At 72.1% G+C, this 15,294-nt stretch carries 16 protein-coding genes; 7 read left to right on the top strand and 9 right to left on the bottom strand.

The window, feature by feature from the left end:
• Nucleotides 1-3 precede the first annotated feature (3 nt).
• Entirely contained in the window at nt 4-981 is a 978-nt protein-coding gene (locus ABZ459_RS28580; protein WP_357976415.1) for a MoxR family ATPase, read from the bottom strand.
• 34 nt (nt 982-1,015) lie between these two features.
• On the bottom strand, nt 1,016-1,825 hold the full coding sequence (locus ABZ459_RS28575; protein WP_357976412.1) for a trypsin-like peptidase domain-containing protein: 810 nt from the start codon (nt 1,823-1,825) through the stop codon (nt 1,016-1,018).
• Nucleotides 1,826-2,074: 249 nt separating this feature from the next.
• Between ABZ459_RS28575 and ABZ459_RS28570 the strand changes: the two genes are divergently transcribed.
• Nucleotides 2,075-2,356: a hypothetical protein gene (locus tag ABZ459_RS28570; RefSeq protein WP_357976409.1), complete on the top strand. Its 282-nt coding sequence runs from the start codon at nt 2,075-2,077 to the stop codon at nt 2,354-2,356.
• Here ABZ459_RS28570 and ABZ459_RS28565 read toward each other — a convergent pair.
• Complete coding sequence (locus ABZ459_RS28565) at nt 2,337-2,660, bottom strand: putative quinol monooxygenase (RefSeq protein WP_357976406.1); 324 nt, start codon at nt 2,658-2,660, stop codon at nt 2,337-2,339. The two genes, ABZ459_RS28570 and ABZ459_RS28565, sit on opposite strands and share 20 nt — an antisense overlap.
• Nucleotides 2,661-2,674: 14 nt before the next feature.
• Nucleotides 2,675-3,736, bottom strand: a complete 1,062-nt coding sequence (locus tag ABZ459_RS28560) for an aldo/keto reductase (protein WP_357976404.1) — start codon at nt 3,734-3,736, stop codon at nt 2,675-2,677.
• Between the two features lie 152 nt (nt 3,737-3,888).
• Between ABZ459_RS28560 and ABZ459_RS28555 the strand changes: the two genes are divergently transcribed.
• Nucleotides 3,889-4,752 (top strand): helix-turn-helix transcriptional regulator, encoded by an 864-nt coding sequence (locus tag ABZ459_RS28555; RefSeq protein ID WP_357976401.1) that lies wholly within the window; start codon nt 3,889-3,891, stop codon nt 4,750-4,752.
• A gap of 22 nt (nt 4,753-4,774) precedes the next feature.
• Here ABZ459_RS28555 and ABZ459_RS28550 read toward each other — a convergent pair whose 3' ends face one another.
• Both ABZ459_RS28550 and ABZ459_RS28545 read right to left on the bottom strand, forming a co-directional pair.
• Nucleotides 4,775-5,089, bottom strand: a complete 315-nt coding sequence (locus ABZ459_RS28550) for a hypothetical protein (protein WP_357976399.1) — start codon at nt 5,087-5,089, stop codon at nt 4,775-4,777.
• A 195-nt stretch (nt 5,090-5,284) separates the two neighbouring features.
• The gene (locus ABZ459_RS28545) at nt 5,285-5,563 is read right to left on the bottom strand and encodes a hypothetical protein (RefSeq protein WP_357976396.1); all 279 of its coding nucleotides are present in this window, start codon (nt 5,561-5,563) and stop codon (nt 5,285-5,287) included.
• 472 nt (nt 5,564-6,035) lie between these two features.
• On the opposite strand from ABZ459_RS28545, the gene ABZ459_RS28540 reads away from it, so the two are divergent.
• From ABZ459_RS28540 to ABZ459_RS28525, 4 genes are all read left to right on the top strand, one after another.
• On the top strand, nt 6,036-7,160 hold the full coding sequence (locus ABZ459_RS28540; protein ID WP_357976393.1) for a hypothetical protein: 1,125 nt from the start codon (nt 6,036-6,038) through the stop codon (nt 7,158-7,160).
• Nucleotides 7,161-7,213: 53 nt separating this feature from the next.
• Nucleotides 7,214-7,822, top strand: a complete 609-nt coding sequence (locus tag ABZ459_RS28535; protein ID WP_357976391.1) for a hypothetical protein — start codon at nt 7,214-7,216, stop codon at nt 7,820-7,822.
• On the top strand, nt 7,819-8,028 hold the full coding sequence (locus ABZ459_RS28530) for a hypothetical protein (RefSeq protein WP_357976388.1): 210 nt from the start codon (nt 7,819-7,821) through the stop codon (nt 8,026-8,028). Before ABZ459_RS28535 ends, ABZ459_RS28530 begins: the two co-directional genes overlap by 4 nt.
• Before the next feature lie 102 nt (nt 8,029-8,130).
• Nucleotides 8,131-9,342 carry a PP2C family protein-serine/threonine phosphatase gene (locus ABZ459_RS28525; RefSeq protein WP_357976385.1) on the top strand — a complete coding sequence of 404 codons (1,212 nt, stop codon included), beginning with the start codon at nt 8,131-8,133 and terminating at the stop codon, nt 9,340-9,342.
• Between the two features lie 6 nt (nt 9,343-9,348).
• Here ABZ459_RS28525 and ABZ459_RS28520 read toward each other — a convergent pair whose 3' ends face one another.
• Both ABZ459_RS28520 and ABZ459_RS28515 read right to left on the bottom strand, forming a co-directional pair.
• On the bottom strand, nt 9,349-11,172 hold the full coding sequence (locus ABZ459_RS28520; protein ID WP_357976382.1) for an ABC transporter ATP-binding protein: 1,824 nt from the start codon (nt 11,170-11,172) through the stop codon (nt 9,349-9,351).
• Nucleotides 11,172-12,986 (bottom strand): ABC transporter ATP-binding protein, encoded by a 1,815-nt coding sequence (locus tag ABZ459_RS28515; RefSeq protein WP_357976379.1) that lies wholly within the window; start codon nt 12,984-12,986, stop codon nt 11,172-11,174. The genes ABZ459_RS28520 and ABZ459_RS28515 overlap by 1 nt, the downstream gene beginning before the upstream one ends.
• Before the next feature lie 142 nt (nt 12,987-13,128).
• Between ABZ459_RS28515 and ABZ459_RS28510 the strand changes: the two genes are divergently transcribed.
• On the top strand, nt 13,129-14,328 hold the full coding sequence (locus ABZ459_RS28510) for a hypothetical protein (RefSeq protein WP_357976377.1): 1,200 nt from the start codon (nt 13,129-13,131) through the stop codon (nt 14,326-14,328).
• 126 nt (nt 14,329-14,454) lie between these two features.
• On the opposite strand, the gene ABZ459_RS28505 is transcribed toward ABZ459_RS28510, so the two are convergent.
• The gene (locus ABZ459_RS28505; RefSeq protein WP_357976375.1) at nt 14,455-15,261 is read right to left on the bottom strand and encodes a hypothetical protein; all 807 of its coding nucleotides are present in this window, start codon (nt 15,259-15,261) and stop codon (nt 14,455-14,457) included.
• Nucleotides 15,262-15,294 lie beyond the last annotated feature (33 nt).

Below are 15,294 nucleotides of genomic sequence, written 5' to 3'. Positions count from 1 at the left end.
GGCTCAGCGGTTCCGCAGGACGACGTCGGGCGTCCGGACGGCCCCGAGCACCCTGCTGATGATCGTGTCGGCGTCGACGTCGTCCGCCAGGGCCTCGTAGGACAGCACGAGGCGGTGGCGCAGCACGTCGAGCGCGAGTTCGGACAGGTCGTCCGGCAGGACGTAGTCGCGGCCGCGCAGGAACGCCAGCGCGCGGGCGCCCGTGACGAGCGCGATGGACGCGCGCGGGCTGGCCCCGTACGTGACGTACCGCTCCAGCTCCCCCAGCCCGGCGGTGCCCGGCGAACGCGTCACGGCGACCACGCGTACGGCGTAGTCGACGATCGACGGATCGACGTACACCTGCCGGGCGCGGGCCCGCATCTCCATCAGCTCGGCGGTCGTGACCGTCGGCTGCGGCGGGTCCGGTGGGCGCAGCGCCCGTTCGACGATCGCCTGCTCCTCGTTCTGGGCGGGATAGCCGACGACCACCTTCATCATGAACCGGTCCACCTGCGCCTCGGGCAGCGGGTACGTGCCCTCCGACTCGATCGGGTTCTCCGTCGCCATCACCAGGAACGGCTCCGGCACCTGGAACGTCTCGCGGCCGATCGTCACCTGGTGCTCCTGCATCACCTCCAGCAGGGCGCTCTGCACCTTGGCGGGGGCGCGGTTGATCTCGTCGGCGAGCAGCAGGTTCGTGAACACCGGGCCGAGCTCCGTCCTGAACTCGCCGGAGTGCTGGTGGTAGACCCGCGTGCCGACGAGGTCGGCGGGGACCAGGTCGGGGGTGAACTGCACGCGCTGGAAGCCGCCGGTGATCGCCGCGGCCAGCGACCGGACGGCCAGGGTCTTGGCCAGGCCCGGCACGCCTTCCACCAGCAGGTGACCGTCGGCGATCAGCGCGACGGCCATGCGTTCGAGCAGGACGTCCTGACCGACGATGGTGCGTTTGACCTCGAAGAGGACCTGTTCGAGCGGATGAGCCTGGGCCGGGGGCATGATGTCCCTTCTGTAGGCGCTATGGGCAGTACCGTCAGATCTGGGGTCCGTCACCTGGTGGGCCGTCGCCTTCGTCGCCGCCCAGGGCCGCGCCGATCGGCACCGCGAACGCGATGCCGGCGAACGCGTCGTCGCCCCCGGGGTCGGCGATCGAGACGACGATCCCGACGACCAGCCCGCGAGCGTCCAGCAGGGGGCCGCCGGAGCTGCCCGGGTTGACGGAGGCGTCGAACTGGATCAGCCCTTTCAGGCCGCCGTCCTTGCCGGTCCGGCCGGTGGTCCGGTCGAGCCCCGACACCACCCCGGTGGAGACGCTGTAGGTCAGGCCCAGCGGGTTGCCGATCGCCACGACCGGCGCCCCCACGGCCACGGCGCCGCCGAGCGTCGCGGGCACGACGATCTCCGGCAGCTTCACCGGCTTGAGCACGGCGACGTCCCGCTTGGGATTCGCGGCGGCGACGACGGCCTTCGCCCTGGTCCCGTCCGCGAACGTGAGGTTGATGTCCTTCGCGGCCTTGACCACGTGATGCGCCGTCAGGACCGTCCCGTCCTCGGCAGCGATCACCCCCGTGCCGAGCGACTCGCCCGCCTGGATGACCACGACCGACGGCCCGACCCGCCGGAAGACGTCCGGCACCGTGAGCGTCGCGGTGGGCGTCGGCGTGGCGCCCGGCCCTCCCGCGGCCCTCCCGCCGTCGCCACCGCCGCCGCCCAGCCAGTACGCCAGCACCGCCACGACGACCAGCACCCCACCCCCGGCGGCGACCCGCCGAGCCCTCCCGGCCCTGGCTCGCCCGGCTTCCCGAGCCCCGGCCGCACCGTCCTCCTGCGGCACGCGCTCCATGCCCCTCATACTCAGCAATCGCACCGAAAACTGCCATAAAGAAGGACGCGCAACTCGCCGACAGATCCGGAGGCGACAGGGCCGGGCCGCAACCTATTCAGCAGGACCGATTCCGCACCGCCGTCCACTGACGGATCCCCGGCCGCCGCCCCCGCATTGGCCTCTTGCGGACACCCCCGGTCAGATCGGGCCCGGCGCAGCTCGGGTACAGGTGCAGGCGTCCGCACCTCCCCATGGAAGGGGCACGTCGTGAGATCCCTGCTCAAGCGCGTGGTCACCGTCGCCGCGTCCGCCGCCCTGGTGACGTCGGCGACCGTCGCGCCGGCCGCGGCCATGGACGCCTACTACGTCTGCGCCTCCGGCTCGCGCATCCTCATCTCCGACCTGGTCGGGTACGTCATCTTCGCCAGCGGCTGCACCGGATCGGGCAGCGGCACCTACGGCACGATCACCATCCCGTCCGGCAGCTACTTCTGCCAGACGGTGACGCACAGCCCGGCGATCGACTACGTCAACGGGCAGCGTTGCTGACCTCTCCGCCCTCGCCGGAGGCGGTCACGAGCGTGCGCACGACCATCGGCTCGGCCAGGACGAGGGCCAGCACCTGTGCCGCATGGCGGTGATGCGGCGTGGTCAGGTGTCGCGCCCGCGCCCCGGCGCCGGCCCACTCCTCGATCACGACCATGCTCGCCGGGTGGTTCGGGTCGCCGTAGGGGCGGTAGGCCAGGCAGCCGGGCTCGTCCAGGGACGGTTCGATCATCGCTTCGAGCGCCGTCCGCAGCCGGTCCTCCTGCCCGGCCGCGGCCACGTACTGGGCCAGCACGATGAGGGACATCTCCGGCGTCGTCCTCACGCGAGGGGCCGGGCGGGGCCGGTCCCGGCGCCGGAGGCGGTGATCGCGTCGGCGATCTCCACCAGGTCGGCCGGCGTCAGGTCCACCGCGCCGGCGCCGATCCAGCCGTCCACCTGCTCCGGCCTGCGGGCGCCGACGATGGCCCCGGTGACGCCCGGCCAGGCCAGGACCCACGCGATGGCCACTTCGGCGACGCCGACGCCGTGCCGGGCGGCGACCGGGCGCAGCGCCTCCGCCAGCCGCAGGTTGGCTGGCAGTCCCGTGGTGAAGTCGTGGTGGGCGGTGCGCCAGTCGCCGTCGGGCAGGCTCGCGACGCGTTCGGCGGAGAACGTCCCGGTGAGCAGGCCCGACTGCAGCGGCGAGTACGCGATCACGCCGGTGCCGTGGGCGTGCGCCCATGCGATCTCAGCCGCCGACGACCGGTTGATCGCCGAGAACGGCGGCTGGATGACGTCCACGTGGGCGATGCGCTCCGCGGCCGCCAGCTCCTGCGGCGAGTGGTTGGACAGGCCGATCGCGCGGACCTTGCCCTCGGCCTTCAGGTCGGCCATGACCTGCCAGTACTCCTCCAGCGGCGTGGCGTTGGGCGACACGGCGCCGAAACCGCCGCCGGCGTACTCCAGCGACTCGCCGGTGTCGGGGTAGTGCACCTGGTACAGGTCGATGTGCTCGACGTTCAAACGGCGCAGCGAGTCCTCCAGCTCGCGCCGGACGCTGGCCGGCTTCATGATCCGGCGCGGGGCCGCCTGCGGGTCCTCGGGGTCCCAGACCAGGCCCACTTTGGTGAAGACGTACGGGCGGTCGCCGTCGGGCAGGTCGGCGATGGCCTTGCCGACCAGCTCCTCGGAGTGGCCGAGCCCGTACACGGCCGCGGTGTCGATCCAGTTGACGCCGCCGGCGACGGCGTGGCGGATCGCGGCGATCGACTCGGCGTCGTCGGTCGCGCCCCAGCCGAACTTCCAGCCGGCCCCCGACACCGCCCAGGAGCCGAAGCCGAGGCGGGTGATGTCCATGCCGGTGGTGCCGAGAGGCCGGGTGGGCAGGTGGGTGGTGCTCATGTCGCGTTGCTCCCTGTGGGTGACCGGGCATCCCTTGTGGACATCCGGTGCAGCTCACTCTGGCGCGCCGCCCGCGGCCCACCCAGTGCCCGCCGCTGCCTAGGCACGGCATGACCAGGCTCGCGACGACGCCGGACGGCGATACTGGTCCCATGGCACTGGACAGACGCGCAGAACTGGGCGAATTCCTCCGATCACGCCGCGCCCGGCTGCGCCCCGAGGAGCTCGGCCTGCCCGAGTACGGCAGCCGCAGACGCGTCCCCGGCCTGCGCAGGGAGGAGCTGGCCCAGCTCGCCGGGGTGAGCGTGGACCATTACGTCCGGCTGGAGCAGGGCCGTACCCTGCACTTCTCCGAAGCGGTCCTGGACGCCGTCGCCCGCGCCCTGCGCCTGGACGACGTCGAGCGCGCACACCTCCACCGCCTGGCCCGCCCCTGGAACGAGAGCGACCGCGCGCCAGCCGCGCCGCCGCTGCAACGCGTCCGGCCCGGCCTCCAGCGCCTGCTGGACGCGTCGGCCGACGTGCCGGCCTACGTCGTCGGCCGCAACACCGACGTACTGGCCTGGAACCACCTCGCGGCGGCGCTGATCACCGACTTCGGCGCGTTGCCGCCCCGGCAGCGCAACCTGGCCCGCCTGGTGTTCCTGGACGAGGGCATGCGCGACCTGTACGCCGACTGGCCGGGCAAGGCCGCCGACGTGGCCGCCTACCTGCGCCTCGACGCCGGCCGCCACCCGGAGGACACCCGGACGTCGGAACTGGTCGAGGAGCTGTCGGCCGCCAGCCCGGAGTTCCGCGAGCTCTGGGCCGAACACCGACTCAAGGACAAGACCCACGGACGCTACGTCTACCTGCACCCGGTGGTCGGCAGGCTCGACCTCGGCTTCGAGACCCTCCGCCTGCCCGACGACCCCGACCAGGCGTTGATCGCCCACACCACCGAGGAGGGCTCCCCCTCCCAGACCGCCCTCCGCCTCCTGTCCACCTGGACCCGCCAGGCCCACGCCGCCCCGTGACCGCCTCGGCGCGGCGGGGCCGCTAGGAGTCGTCCTTCTCCAGCAGGCGGTCGAGTCTGATGGCCAGGTCGAGGGTCTCGCAGCGCAGCAGGTCGAGCCGGCGGCGGATCTTCGACCGGATCGCCTGGAAGTGTTCGTCGGCCTGCCCGCGCAGGCCGAGCAGCTCGTCGGTCAGGGCCGTGACGTCCTGGCCCGCCTCGCTCCGCGTGTCGGCGAGGTCGGCCCGCATCTCGGCGATGCCGAGCACCGCCTCGGAGCAGTCGGCCTCGGCGCACAACGTCGCCTCCAGCGCCTGGACCCGAAGCTTGATGTCCAGGATCTCCGCCTCTACATCCACTTACTCCTACCTTTGCCGGTAGTCGGTAGGGAACCGGCCCAGTGGTGGAGGGCGGCCGGGTCCCACTTGCTGTAAGCACATGGTGGCAACCCGTGTATACCCGACACGACCGCCGGCAAGCAACGGGTGCGGGTCCGCGGAGTGGCTCAGCCCGGCACCGGGGTGGCGGCCTCAGGCTGAGCCTGGCGTGGAAGGTCAGTTGTTGATCGGGTCCGGGTCGTACGCCGGCGTCCCCTGCGGGCAGCCGGGCGCCGGGTCCTTGCAGCAGCGCGGGCGGCTGGAGGTGAAGTGGTCGTTCATGTGGCGGCGCAGGGCCGCCAGCTCGTCGCCGAGCGCGGCGAAGTCCTGCCGCATCTCCGCCCGGATGTCGGCGATGTCGGCCTGCATCCGGGTGATGCCGGTCGTGGCCGCCGTGATGTCGCCGGTGGGCCTGCCTGCCTTGAGCTTCCGCAGGCGCAACAGCAACTTGAGCATCTGTGTCTCTAGGTCCACACATTCCTGCCTTTGCGCAGCTGGACAGGGGCCCGCGCCGGACGAGCGGGCGGGCGCCCCGGGGATTGAGAAAACGGTGACACATCGGCCGCCCGCGTGGGGATGATCATGATTTCGCCGGGTGGGGTTCCATTACACCGGCGCCCACGTTTCTTTTCTGCCGGCGGATATTGGCCGCCGAAAGTGACGGACCGAAACAGGGCCGGACCGGAGGAACGAGGGCGGAGACGGCGGCCCGCCGCGACGGGCGCGTACCGGCCCCTGCCGGGGCGCGCACGTGCCCGCTCAGGGGCGCGGACACCGGCCCGTCCGCCGGAAAAATCTTCTGGCGCATATCAGGCAAATCCGCAGATCAGGGACCGACAACAATGCGAATTTCCCTCCACGACCACGCCGGATCAAGCATCCTGAGCTTGTCATCACGCTCCCCCACCCCCCGTTTTAAGGAGCCTCCGTGACCCGGTTCGCCGTCGACCACTCCCGCCACGCGCTCATCGCCACCTGGGGTACGGGGATCGGCGACATCGCCACCACCGTGGCGGAACAAGTGCCTTCGAGCCCCGACGTGCTCCGCCTGGCCACCAGCCTCACGGAGCTGTCCTACGCCTGCTGGCGCTGCTACACCCACCCGTCCAGCGCCGCCGACCAGCACGGCCCCAACAGCGTCGGCTGGCAGCGGCAGGCCGAGCGCGACGCGTTCGCCTCGGTCATCCCGGCCCTGCTGGCGCCCGTCCGGCCGGCCAACGGCGCGCTCACCCTCTACTCCACGCGGGTGGAGGAGGTCGCCCACCGCGTCGGCCGTACGCTGCACACGATCAACCACGCCCCGCTGGCCGGCAGCGTGGCCACCGACGTCACCGCCGAGCTGGCCGCCATCGAGAACGCCGAGCTCGGCGACCTGTCCGCGCGCGCCCAGCAGGCCGTCATGCTCAGCCGCGAGGACGCCTCGCCCCTCCAGGTCGCCCAGGCCGACAGCCTGCTGCACCAGCATCCGTTCGGCACGGAGGCGCTGTTCACCAAGATCGATCCCACCGCGGCCGCGATCGCGGCGGCCCACTGGCTCTACGCCGCCGCCACCATCAGCGCCCGGCACACCGGCCTGCATCCGATGCAGACCATCTCCGAGGTCGACAACATCAAGGCCCCCGCCCAGGAGAGCCTCACCGAGGTGATCTCCGCGATGAGCGGCGGCGGCTCGCCCAGGGCTGCGGTCATGCCGATGATCCGCAACGCGCTGCACGTCGCCGAGGGCCACCTCTACGGCGTCACCGAGGCCAAGCATCGCATCGGCGTGGCCGAGGAGCTGATCGCCCAGGCCCGCACCGACCATCCCGAGCTCGGCCTCGGCCCCAGCACGGTCTACCTGCCCATCACCCCGCTCAACCCGGCCCGCCCGGCCCTCGACCTGCTGGAGAACCTCCTCTACGGCATCCGCAGCTGCTGGCTGACGTTCTCCCAGCACGCCGACACCCCGGCCGGCCGCGAGCCCAGCCGGCCGCGCCGCCACCACCGCCACACGGAGGTCTTCCTGTCCGAGGTGCGGAAGAGGGCGGCGATGGACCGTTCCCGGCTGCTGTAGCCGCTCCCTCCCGCGGGCTGGGGCGACGTCACATGATCGCGGTACTCTCGGGCATGTCTGAAAAGGTCGCCGAGCAGCCTCCCTTACCGGCGCTCACCCGGGCCCTGGTCGGTCCGCCCGGCAAGGTGCTGCTTCCGCTGGTCGCCGTGGTGGGGCTGCTCATGCTCGACCACACGAGCATGCCGGGCGGAGGTTCGTTCACCCTGCTGCTGGCGGGTCTCGCGCTCGCCGTCGGCACCGTGGTCGTCTGGGTCGCCCGGTTCGCGGTGGGCCTCCTGCGCTCCGACGGACGTCCCGGCCTGCGCCGCCACTGGGCCCGCTGGGCGGCCGCGCCGCTGATGGGCGTGACCGTGACCGCGCTGGTGCTCACCGGGGCGCCGTTCGAGGCCCGGTTCGCGCTGTCGGAGTCGGGGCTGGAGCAGTTCGCCCGGACGGTCGCCGCGGACACCAAGACCGTCAGGCGCGAAGACCAATGGGTGGGCCTCTTTCCGCTGACGTCGATCGAACGGGTGCCGGGCGGAGCGCGGTTCCTGGTGAGCGACACCGGCCTGTTCGACCGGTACGGCTTCGCCTGGAGCCCCGGAGGCGAGCCGCCGGAGGAGTCCCACACGGGATACACGCACCTCGAAGGCCCCTGGTACGTATGGGAGAGCCGGTTTTGAGAGTTCCTGGATCGGTGGGCGGATGGGTGTTCGCGGTCGCCGCGCTGCTGGTGCTCGCCCCCTTCGTAGGCGGGGGCATGCTCTTGTCGGTGCTGGTCGGCGCGCAGGCGGCCATGATCGTCGCGGTGACGAAGGCGTACCAGGACGCGGCCCGGTGGCGGGCGCTGGAGGCGGAACGCGCGGAAGGACCGCCTGCCGCTGAGTGAGGGCGGCCCGGTCCGTACGGAGGTGTCGGCAGCGGTCGACGGGGCAGGAACCGGCCACTCGAATGGGTAGGTCTCCGGGCAGACCTCGGGAAGGGTGTGCCGATGCGGCGGAGTGGCGGCGAGCTGATGCTGGGCGGCATGCTGTCCGCCAACCATTTGACCGCGATGGAGGACCTGCCGCACGTGGTCTCCGGGCACGCCGCGCTGGTGGGCTTCTCCGAGACCGCGATCTACGTCACCGACCTGCAGCAACAGGAGCTCATCCCGATCCCGGAGCAGCGGGACGCGTCCGGCGAGCCGCTGGCGGTCCTGCGGATCGACGGCACGCTCGCCGGAATCGCCTTCCGCAACGTGGAGGTCGTCCACGTGCCGGGCGGGCCCGACGGCACTGCCCAGCGGTTGTGGCTGCCGCTCCTGGACGGCACCGAGCGGGTCGGCGTGCTCGGGGTGACAGCGCCTCAGGACGACGAGGTCGCCGAGTGGCGAGCCAAGCAGCTCGCGTCGCTGGTCGCGCTGCTGGTGATCAGCAAGCGGCCGCACAGCGACTCCTACTCGCGGCTGATCCGCGCCCGGCCGATGACGCTGTCGGCCGAGGTGCTGGTGCCGCTGCTGCCGCCGGGTACGTTCGCCAACGACGACGTGGTGGTCAGCGCCGTGCTCGAACCGGCGTACGAGGTGGGCGGGGACGCCTTCGACTACGCCATCGACGGCGACGCGCTGCACGTGTCGATCTTCGACTCGATGGGCCACGACACCTCCGCCGGGCTGACGGCGACCATCGCCGTCGGGGCGAGCCGGAACAACCGGCGGCAGGGCGCCGATCTCGTCAGGACGGGCGAGGCGATCGACGGGGCCATCGCCGAGCAGTTCACCGGCCGCTTCGCCACCGGCATCCTGGCCTGCCTCGACCTGCACACCGGCTGGCTGACCTGGGTGAACCGGGGACACCATCCGCCGCTGGTGATCCGCGAGGGCCAGCAGGTGGCCACGCTGTCCAGCGAGCCCGACCCGCCGATGGGCTTCCTGCTGCGGCCGTACACCGGGGAGCTGCGCTACCAGCTCCAGCCCGGCGACCGGCTGCTGTTCTACACCGACGGGATCATCGAGGCGCAGAGCCCGGACGGCGAGCTGTTCGGGCTGGAGCGCTTCATCGACTTCATCCTCCGGCAGGAGGCCGACGGCTTGTCGGCGCCCGAGACGCTGCGCCGGCTGGTGCAGGCCATCCTGGAGCACCAGCACGGACGGCTCCAGGACGACGCGACCGTGCTGATGGTGGAGTGGCGCAGCAGCAGGCAGCAGCGGCTCGTCATGTGAGCCCCGTCAGGTCTCGCCGACGGCGACGAACCCGCTGTCGGGCCGGTAGTCGGGCGACTGGTGGCGGAAGTAGGTGTTGTAGACCTGGCAGTAGCGGCCGCCGCGGGCCAGCAGCGAGGCGTGGTCGCCCTCCTCCACGATCCGGCCGTGGTCGAGCACGATGATGCGGTCGACGTGCTCGATCGTGGACAGCCGGTGGGCGATGACGATCGAGGTGCGGCCGGCCAGCACCACGTCGAGCCCCTCCTGGATCTGGGCCTCGGTCAGCGGGTCGACGCTGGCGGTGGCCTCGTCGAGGACGACGATCGCCGGGTCCTGGATGAGCAGGCGGGCCAGCGCGACGAGCTGCCGCTGGCCCATGGACAGGGCCCGTCCGTGCTCGCCCACGTCGGTGGCCAGGCCGTGGGGCAGGGCCTCGATCCAGTCGCCGCCGCCGACCGCGGCCGCCGCGGCCAGCACCTCGTCGTCGCCCGCGTCGGGACGCGGGTAGCGGATGTTGTCGGCGACCGTGCCGCTGAACAGGAACGGCGCCTGCGGCACCGCGCCGATCTGCCGCCGGTACGCGCCGAGGTCGAGCGAGCGGATGTCGTGGCCGTCGATCAGCAGGCGGCCTTCCTGAAACTCGTAGAAACGGGTGATCAGCTTGCCCAGCGTGGACTTGCCGGCGCCGGTGTGGCCGACCAGCGCGACGGTCTCGCCCGCCTCGACGACCAGGTCGAAACGCCGGAGCACGGGGTGGGCCGCGTCGTAGCCGAAGGTGACGTCGTCGAACTCGATGCGCCCGGCCAGCCTGCCCGGGTCGGCCGAGCCGGTCTGCACGACCCGGGGCGGGGCGTCGATCAGGGCGAAGACCCGCTCGGAGGCCGACAGGCCCTGCTGGAACTGCGACCAGAAGGCGGCGATGGAGGTCAGCGGCATCCAGAACAGCGACACGCCCTGCAGGAACAGGTACCAGTCGCCCGCCGACAGGCCGTGGCCGAGCACCGACGTGCCGCCGAGCTGGACCAGCGCGACCGTCGCGAGCCCCGCCACGAGGAACAGCAGGGGGAAGATGGCCGAGAAGACGAAGCCCTGCCGCAGCGTCACCCGGTAGCTCTGCTCGTTGACCGGCCGGAACTCGTCGTAGACCTGCTGCTCCTGGCGGAAGTTCTTGGCCACGGCGATGCCGCCCATGGTCTCCTGGAGGTTGGCGTTGACCCGGCTCAGCGACCGCTGGGCCCGCCGGGTGCTGGACCTGGCCAGCCGCCGGAACAGTAGCGCCATGCCCATCACGACCGGCGCCACCAGCAGGGTCAGCAACGCCAGCTCGACGCTGCGCAGGAACAGCAGGACGGTGACGAACCCCACCATCAGCACCTGGCTGATCAGGTCCATCGTCAGGGTGGAGACCGTGGCGAAGTCGTCGGTGTCGGAGGTGACGCGGCTGACGATGCGGCCCGACGGGGTCTCGTCGTAGAAGGACAGGTCGCGTTGGAGCACCGCGTCGAAGGCGTCTTCGCGCAGGCGCAGCACGACGTCGCCGGTCACCCGCGCGCTGTACCACTGGCGGACGAAGTTGAAGGCCCAGCTCAGCGCTCCGGCGAGCAGGATGCCGACGGTGAGCAGCGGGCCGACGTCGGCGATCGTGCCGTCCTGGATGGCGTCGACGCCCTCGCTGGCCAGCAGCGGCAGGACCGCCTGCGCCGCCGAGACCAGCACGATCATGGCCGCCACCAGGAACATCGCGCCCAGCTTGGGGCGGAAGTAGGCGAGGATCCGGCGCGTCAGGTCACGGTCGGCGTAGGTGCGGTCGTAGTCTTCGGCGTCGAGGCCGTCCATGATGAAGCCCATCAGTGGACCCTTTCCTGCTCGTCGAGCGCGCCCTCGCCGGTCGGGACCTCGTCGTAGTGGGAGAAGATGCGGCGGTAGAGGGGGCTGCCGGCGATCAGCTCGTCGTGGGTGCCGAAGCCGGCCACCTCGCCGCGCCGCAGCAGCAGCACCTTGTCGGCCCAGCGGATCTGGGAGAGCCGGTGGGTGATCAGCAGGGTCGTGCGCCCTTCCTGGATGCGCTCGATGGCCTGCTGGATGCGGTCTTCGGTGGCGGAGTCGATGGCGCTGGTGGAGTCGTCGAGGATCAGGATCGCCGGGTCGGTCAGCAGCGCCCGCGCGATGGCCAGCCGCTGCCGCTGGCCGCCGGACAGCGTGAGGCCGCGCTCGCCGATGACGGTGTCGTAGCCGTCGTCGAGCTCGGCCACGAACTCGGCCGCCTGCGCGTCTTCGGCCGCCCTGACCACGGCCGCGCGGTCGGCCCGCTGGCCGAGGCCGAAGGCGATGTTCTCGGCCACGGACCGCGAGAACAGCACGACGTCCTGCTCGATGGTGGAGATCTGGGAGCGCAGCGAGTCGAGGTCCCAGTCGCGGACGTCGACGCCGTCGACCAGGATCCGGCCCGAGGTGACGTCGTAGATGCGGGGCACCAGCTTCGTCAGCGAGCTCTTGCCCGCCCCGGTCTCGCCGACGATCGCCACCGTCTCCCCCGGCCGCACGGTGAACGTCACCCCCCGCAGGACGGGCTCGCCCTCGCCGTAGCCGAAGGTGACGTCGTCGAAGACGATCTCGCCCCCGATGGGCGCGACGTGGCCGGCGGCCGGCTGCTCCAGCTCGGTCTCGGCGCCCACGATGTCGAGGATCCGGCGGGAGGACACGATGCCGATCTGCACCAGCGAGAACGTGAAGATCGAGATCTGGGTCGGGAAGCCGAGCATGCCCATCAGCCCCATGAAGGCCACCAGGTCGCCGATCGTGATCGCACCGGCGGCGTGGAGGTGGAGGGCGTGCCACAGCGCCCCCGCCATGGCGCACGCGAACAGCAACGTGGGCAGGTAGCGCGCCTGGACGAGGCCGTTGCGCACGAACGAGTCACGGTAGCGCCGGGCGTTGGCCCGGAAGCGCAGCCGCTCCTGCTCCTCCTGCGCGGTCACCTTGATGACCTCGATGCCGCGCACCGCCTGGCTCAGCCCGGCGTTGAGGTCGCCGAACTCGTCGCGCATGCGGGTGGCCACCGGGTTGAGCTGCCCCATGTAGTGGCGCAGCGCGAACGCGAACACCACCGCGAACACCACGGGCACCAGCAGCAGCCGCGGGTCGATCGCGGCGATGAACACCAGGGGCACCAGGCCGGTGAGCCCGGAGTCGACGATCAGGTCGACGCCTGGGCTGATCATGATGGAGAGCTGGCGGATGTCGTTGGCCGCCCGCGCCATCAGGTCGCCCACCCGCTGCCGGTTGTGGAAGGTCTGGCTCTTGCCGAGCAGGCCCGCGTAGAGCTCGTCGCGGGCGTCGCGTTCGAGCCGCTTGGCCAGCACCTCGCTGCTCATCCGGGCGACGAGGTCGAACAGGCCGCGGGCCGACACCACCGCCAGCAGCGCCAGGGCGACCAGGCCGAGCGCGGCGGCGGGCGCGCCCCGGCCGCCCAGCACCGCGTCGAAGGCCGAGCCGGTGAGCTGGGGGACCAGCGCGTTGAGCACCACCATCACCAGCGAGCCACCGAGGAAGCCCGTCAGGGGCAGCGGATGGCGGCGCAGGTGGGACCACAGCCAGCGGACCGGCCCCCGGCGGTCGTAGCGCGGGCCTTCGACGGAGAACTCCGAACTGCCGGTGGTCACGGTGAAACCCCTTGGCCGAGGGCGGGCGAGCATCGGACCCGTTTGTATCACCGGCCACCGACAGAATCCGAGGCGTTTTCCGGCCGCCCGTGCAGGCAAAGAGCAGGCATCGTCACGCAATGAGACAGTAACCTTACCCACCGTGGACCCTTTCCTCCATCAAGCGGACCTGCTGCCGCTCGTGACCCTCCAGCCGCCGGTGCGCCTCCTCCCGGCCGACGACCTCGCGGCCGTGGTCCGGGCGACGCCGGTCGTCCACGACCTGCTCCGCCTCGCCTCCACCGCCGGTGAGCCGGGGGCGGCGCGGCCGGAGCAGGGGCGGTTGTGGGGTGTGGCCGAGGACAGCCGGCTCATCGACGTACGCGACGGGGCCGCCACGACCGGCCCGGCGGTCGAGACCCTGGCGTCGGGGCCGGCCGAGGACGTGCTGGACACGTGGGGCGACATCCTCTACTCGCTGTTCTCCCCCGAGGCCGACGCCGCGGCGCTCGACGCGGGCACGAGCACCCTGCTGATGCTGCTCAGCCACCGCGACGCCCTGCCGGTGTCGGAGATCCCCGAGCTGACCGACGAGGCGGCCGACGAGCTGGCCTGGTTGCGGCTGATCCGGCGCGAGGGCTCGACGGTGTCGCTGACCCCGCTCGGCACGTGGAGCGCGCTCGACCTCTTCAAGACCCTCATCGGCCAGGACATCCCGGTCCACGGCGGCACGGCCGGCGCCGACGCCCCCACGCTGCTGCGGGCCCTGCGCACCTACGACGACGACGAACGCGCCGAGGAGGTGCGCGTCTGGCTGGGCGGGCGCGATCCGGCGCGGGCCGCCGAGGAGATCGCCGACGTCCTGCTCGACGTCAGCCCGCTGAGCCGGGCCGTCGGCCTGACCGTGTTGCTGGAGGACCTCGGCCGGCCGGGGCAGGAGATCGCCGCCGCGTTGCGCGAGGTGCCCCGGCTCGGGGCGCTCATCCGGGCCCGGGAGAAGGAGGACCACGACGTCCCGCCCGCCCCCGTCGACGTGGCCTGGGTGTACGCCGACATGACCGTGGCCGCGATGGAGATCGGCGGGCCGGCCGAGTCGATACTTCAGCTCTCCGGCAACCTCGACGTCGACGACGTGCTCAGCATGCTCGGCATGATGACGTGCAGCGACCATCCCTACACGACGCCGATGCTGCGCTTCCTCATCGAGCACCATCCGGCGCCCCGGGTGGCCTCGGCCGCGCGCGTGGCGTTGCAGCGGTGGCGCGGGGTGCACGTACGGCCGCCGGGCGAGCGCGGGCGTCTGCCCAGGAAGCCCCGCAAACCGGGCAAGACGGCGGGCGCCCAGAAGCGCCGGCGACGCTGACCGCGCCTGCCCAGGGCGGGGCCTGAAGGGCCGGAGCTTGGAAGGGCACGACTCGCGGGCACGGCTCGCGGGTCAGAGCTCGCGGGTCAGGGCCTGCGGGTCAGGGTCAGGGCTTGCGGGTCAGTTCTAGGGCTTGCGGGTCAGTTTGAGGGCGGCGCCGATGCGTTCGGCCCACTGCCAGGGGGCGTCCGTGCCGCCGGGCAGGGCGTTGTAGTACTCCCAGCCGCTCACCCCGCCCATCCCGGGATGCCGGTGCAGCAGCTCGGCGACAGTGGCGGCCAGGCGGTCGACCTCGACGTAGCCGCCGCCCCCGTTGTCGGGGCTGGTGACCGCCCCGGCCACCAGCTTGCCCGCCGGCACCACTCCCCCGGCGAGCACGGCGTCGTAGTCGCACGGGTCGGCCAGGCTCCGCGGGCCGCCGTACATCGGCAGGTTGAGCCAGGCGAGGTCGGCGCCCCGGTCGCGGAAGACCTGGTCGTGGTCCACGGCGGCGGACGGGGTGAGCGCGAGCAGGAAGGCGGGGCCGAAGTCGGCGCGCAGCCGGTCGACCAGGCGTCCGAGGCCGGGCGGCGACATGGGCTCGGTCAGGTGCAGGTCCACGCCGTCGAGGCGGCGGCGGGCGAGCAGGCGGCGCAGCGGCGGGTAGCAGGTGCCGAAGTCGTGGTCGAGGCGGTCGAGACCGTCGATCATGGCCAGGGCACGGGCTCCGTACACCTGGGTGACCTGCACGTCGTCCCACATCTGGGCCAGGTCGGGGCAGTCGGGCGGGGCGCCGTTGAGCCGGACGTCGCCGCCCTCGTCCACCTCCACGGTGGCGACGACCAGGTGGGTGAGGCCGGTACGCCGTTCGATCAGGGGCAGCGGGGAGACGTAGAGGCCGCCGTCGCAGTGGGTCCGGTAGTACATCACCAGGCGGGGTGTGTGCTGGGGCAAGGCACGTCCTCCGTGAGGAATGAGGTGATACTT

Origin of the sequence: Nonomuraea sp. NPDC005692 (genome assembly GCF_040631115.1) — a bacterium.
GTDB lineage: Bacteria > Actinomycetota > Actinomycetes > Streptosporangiales > Streptosporangiaceae > Nonomuraea.
The sequence above is the reverse complement of the archived record's forward strand: the minus strand, read 5'-3'. Positions and strand labels throughout refer to the sequence as shown.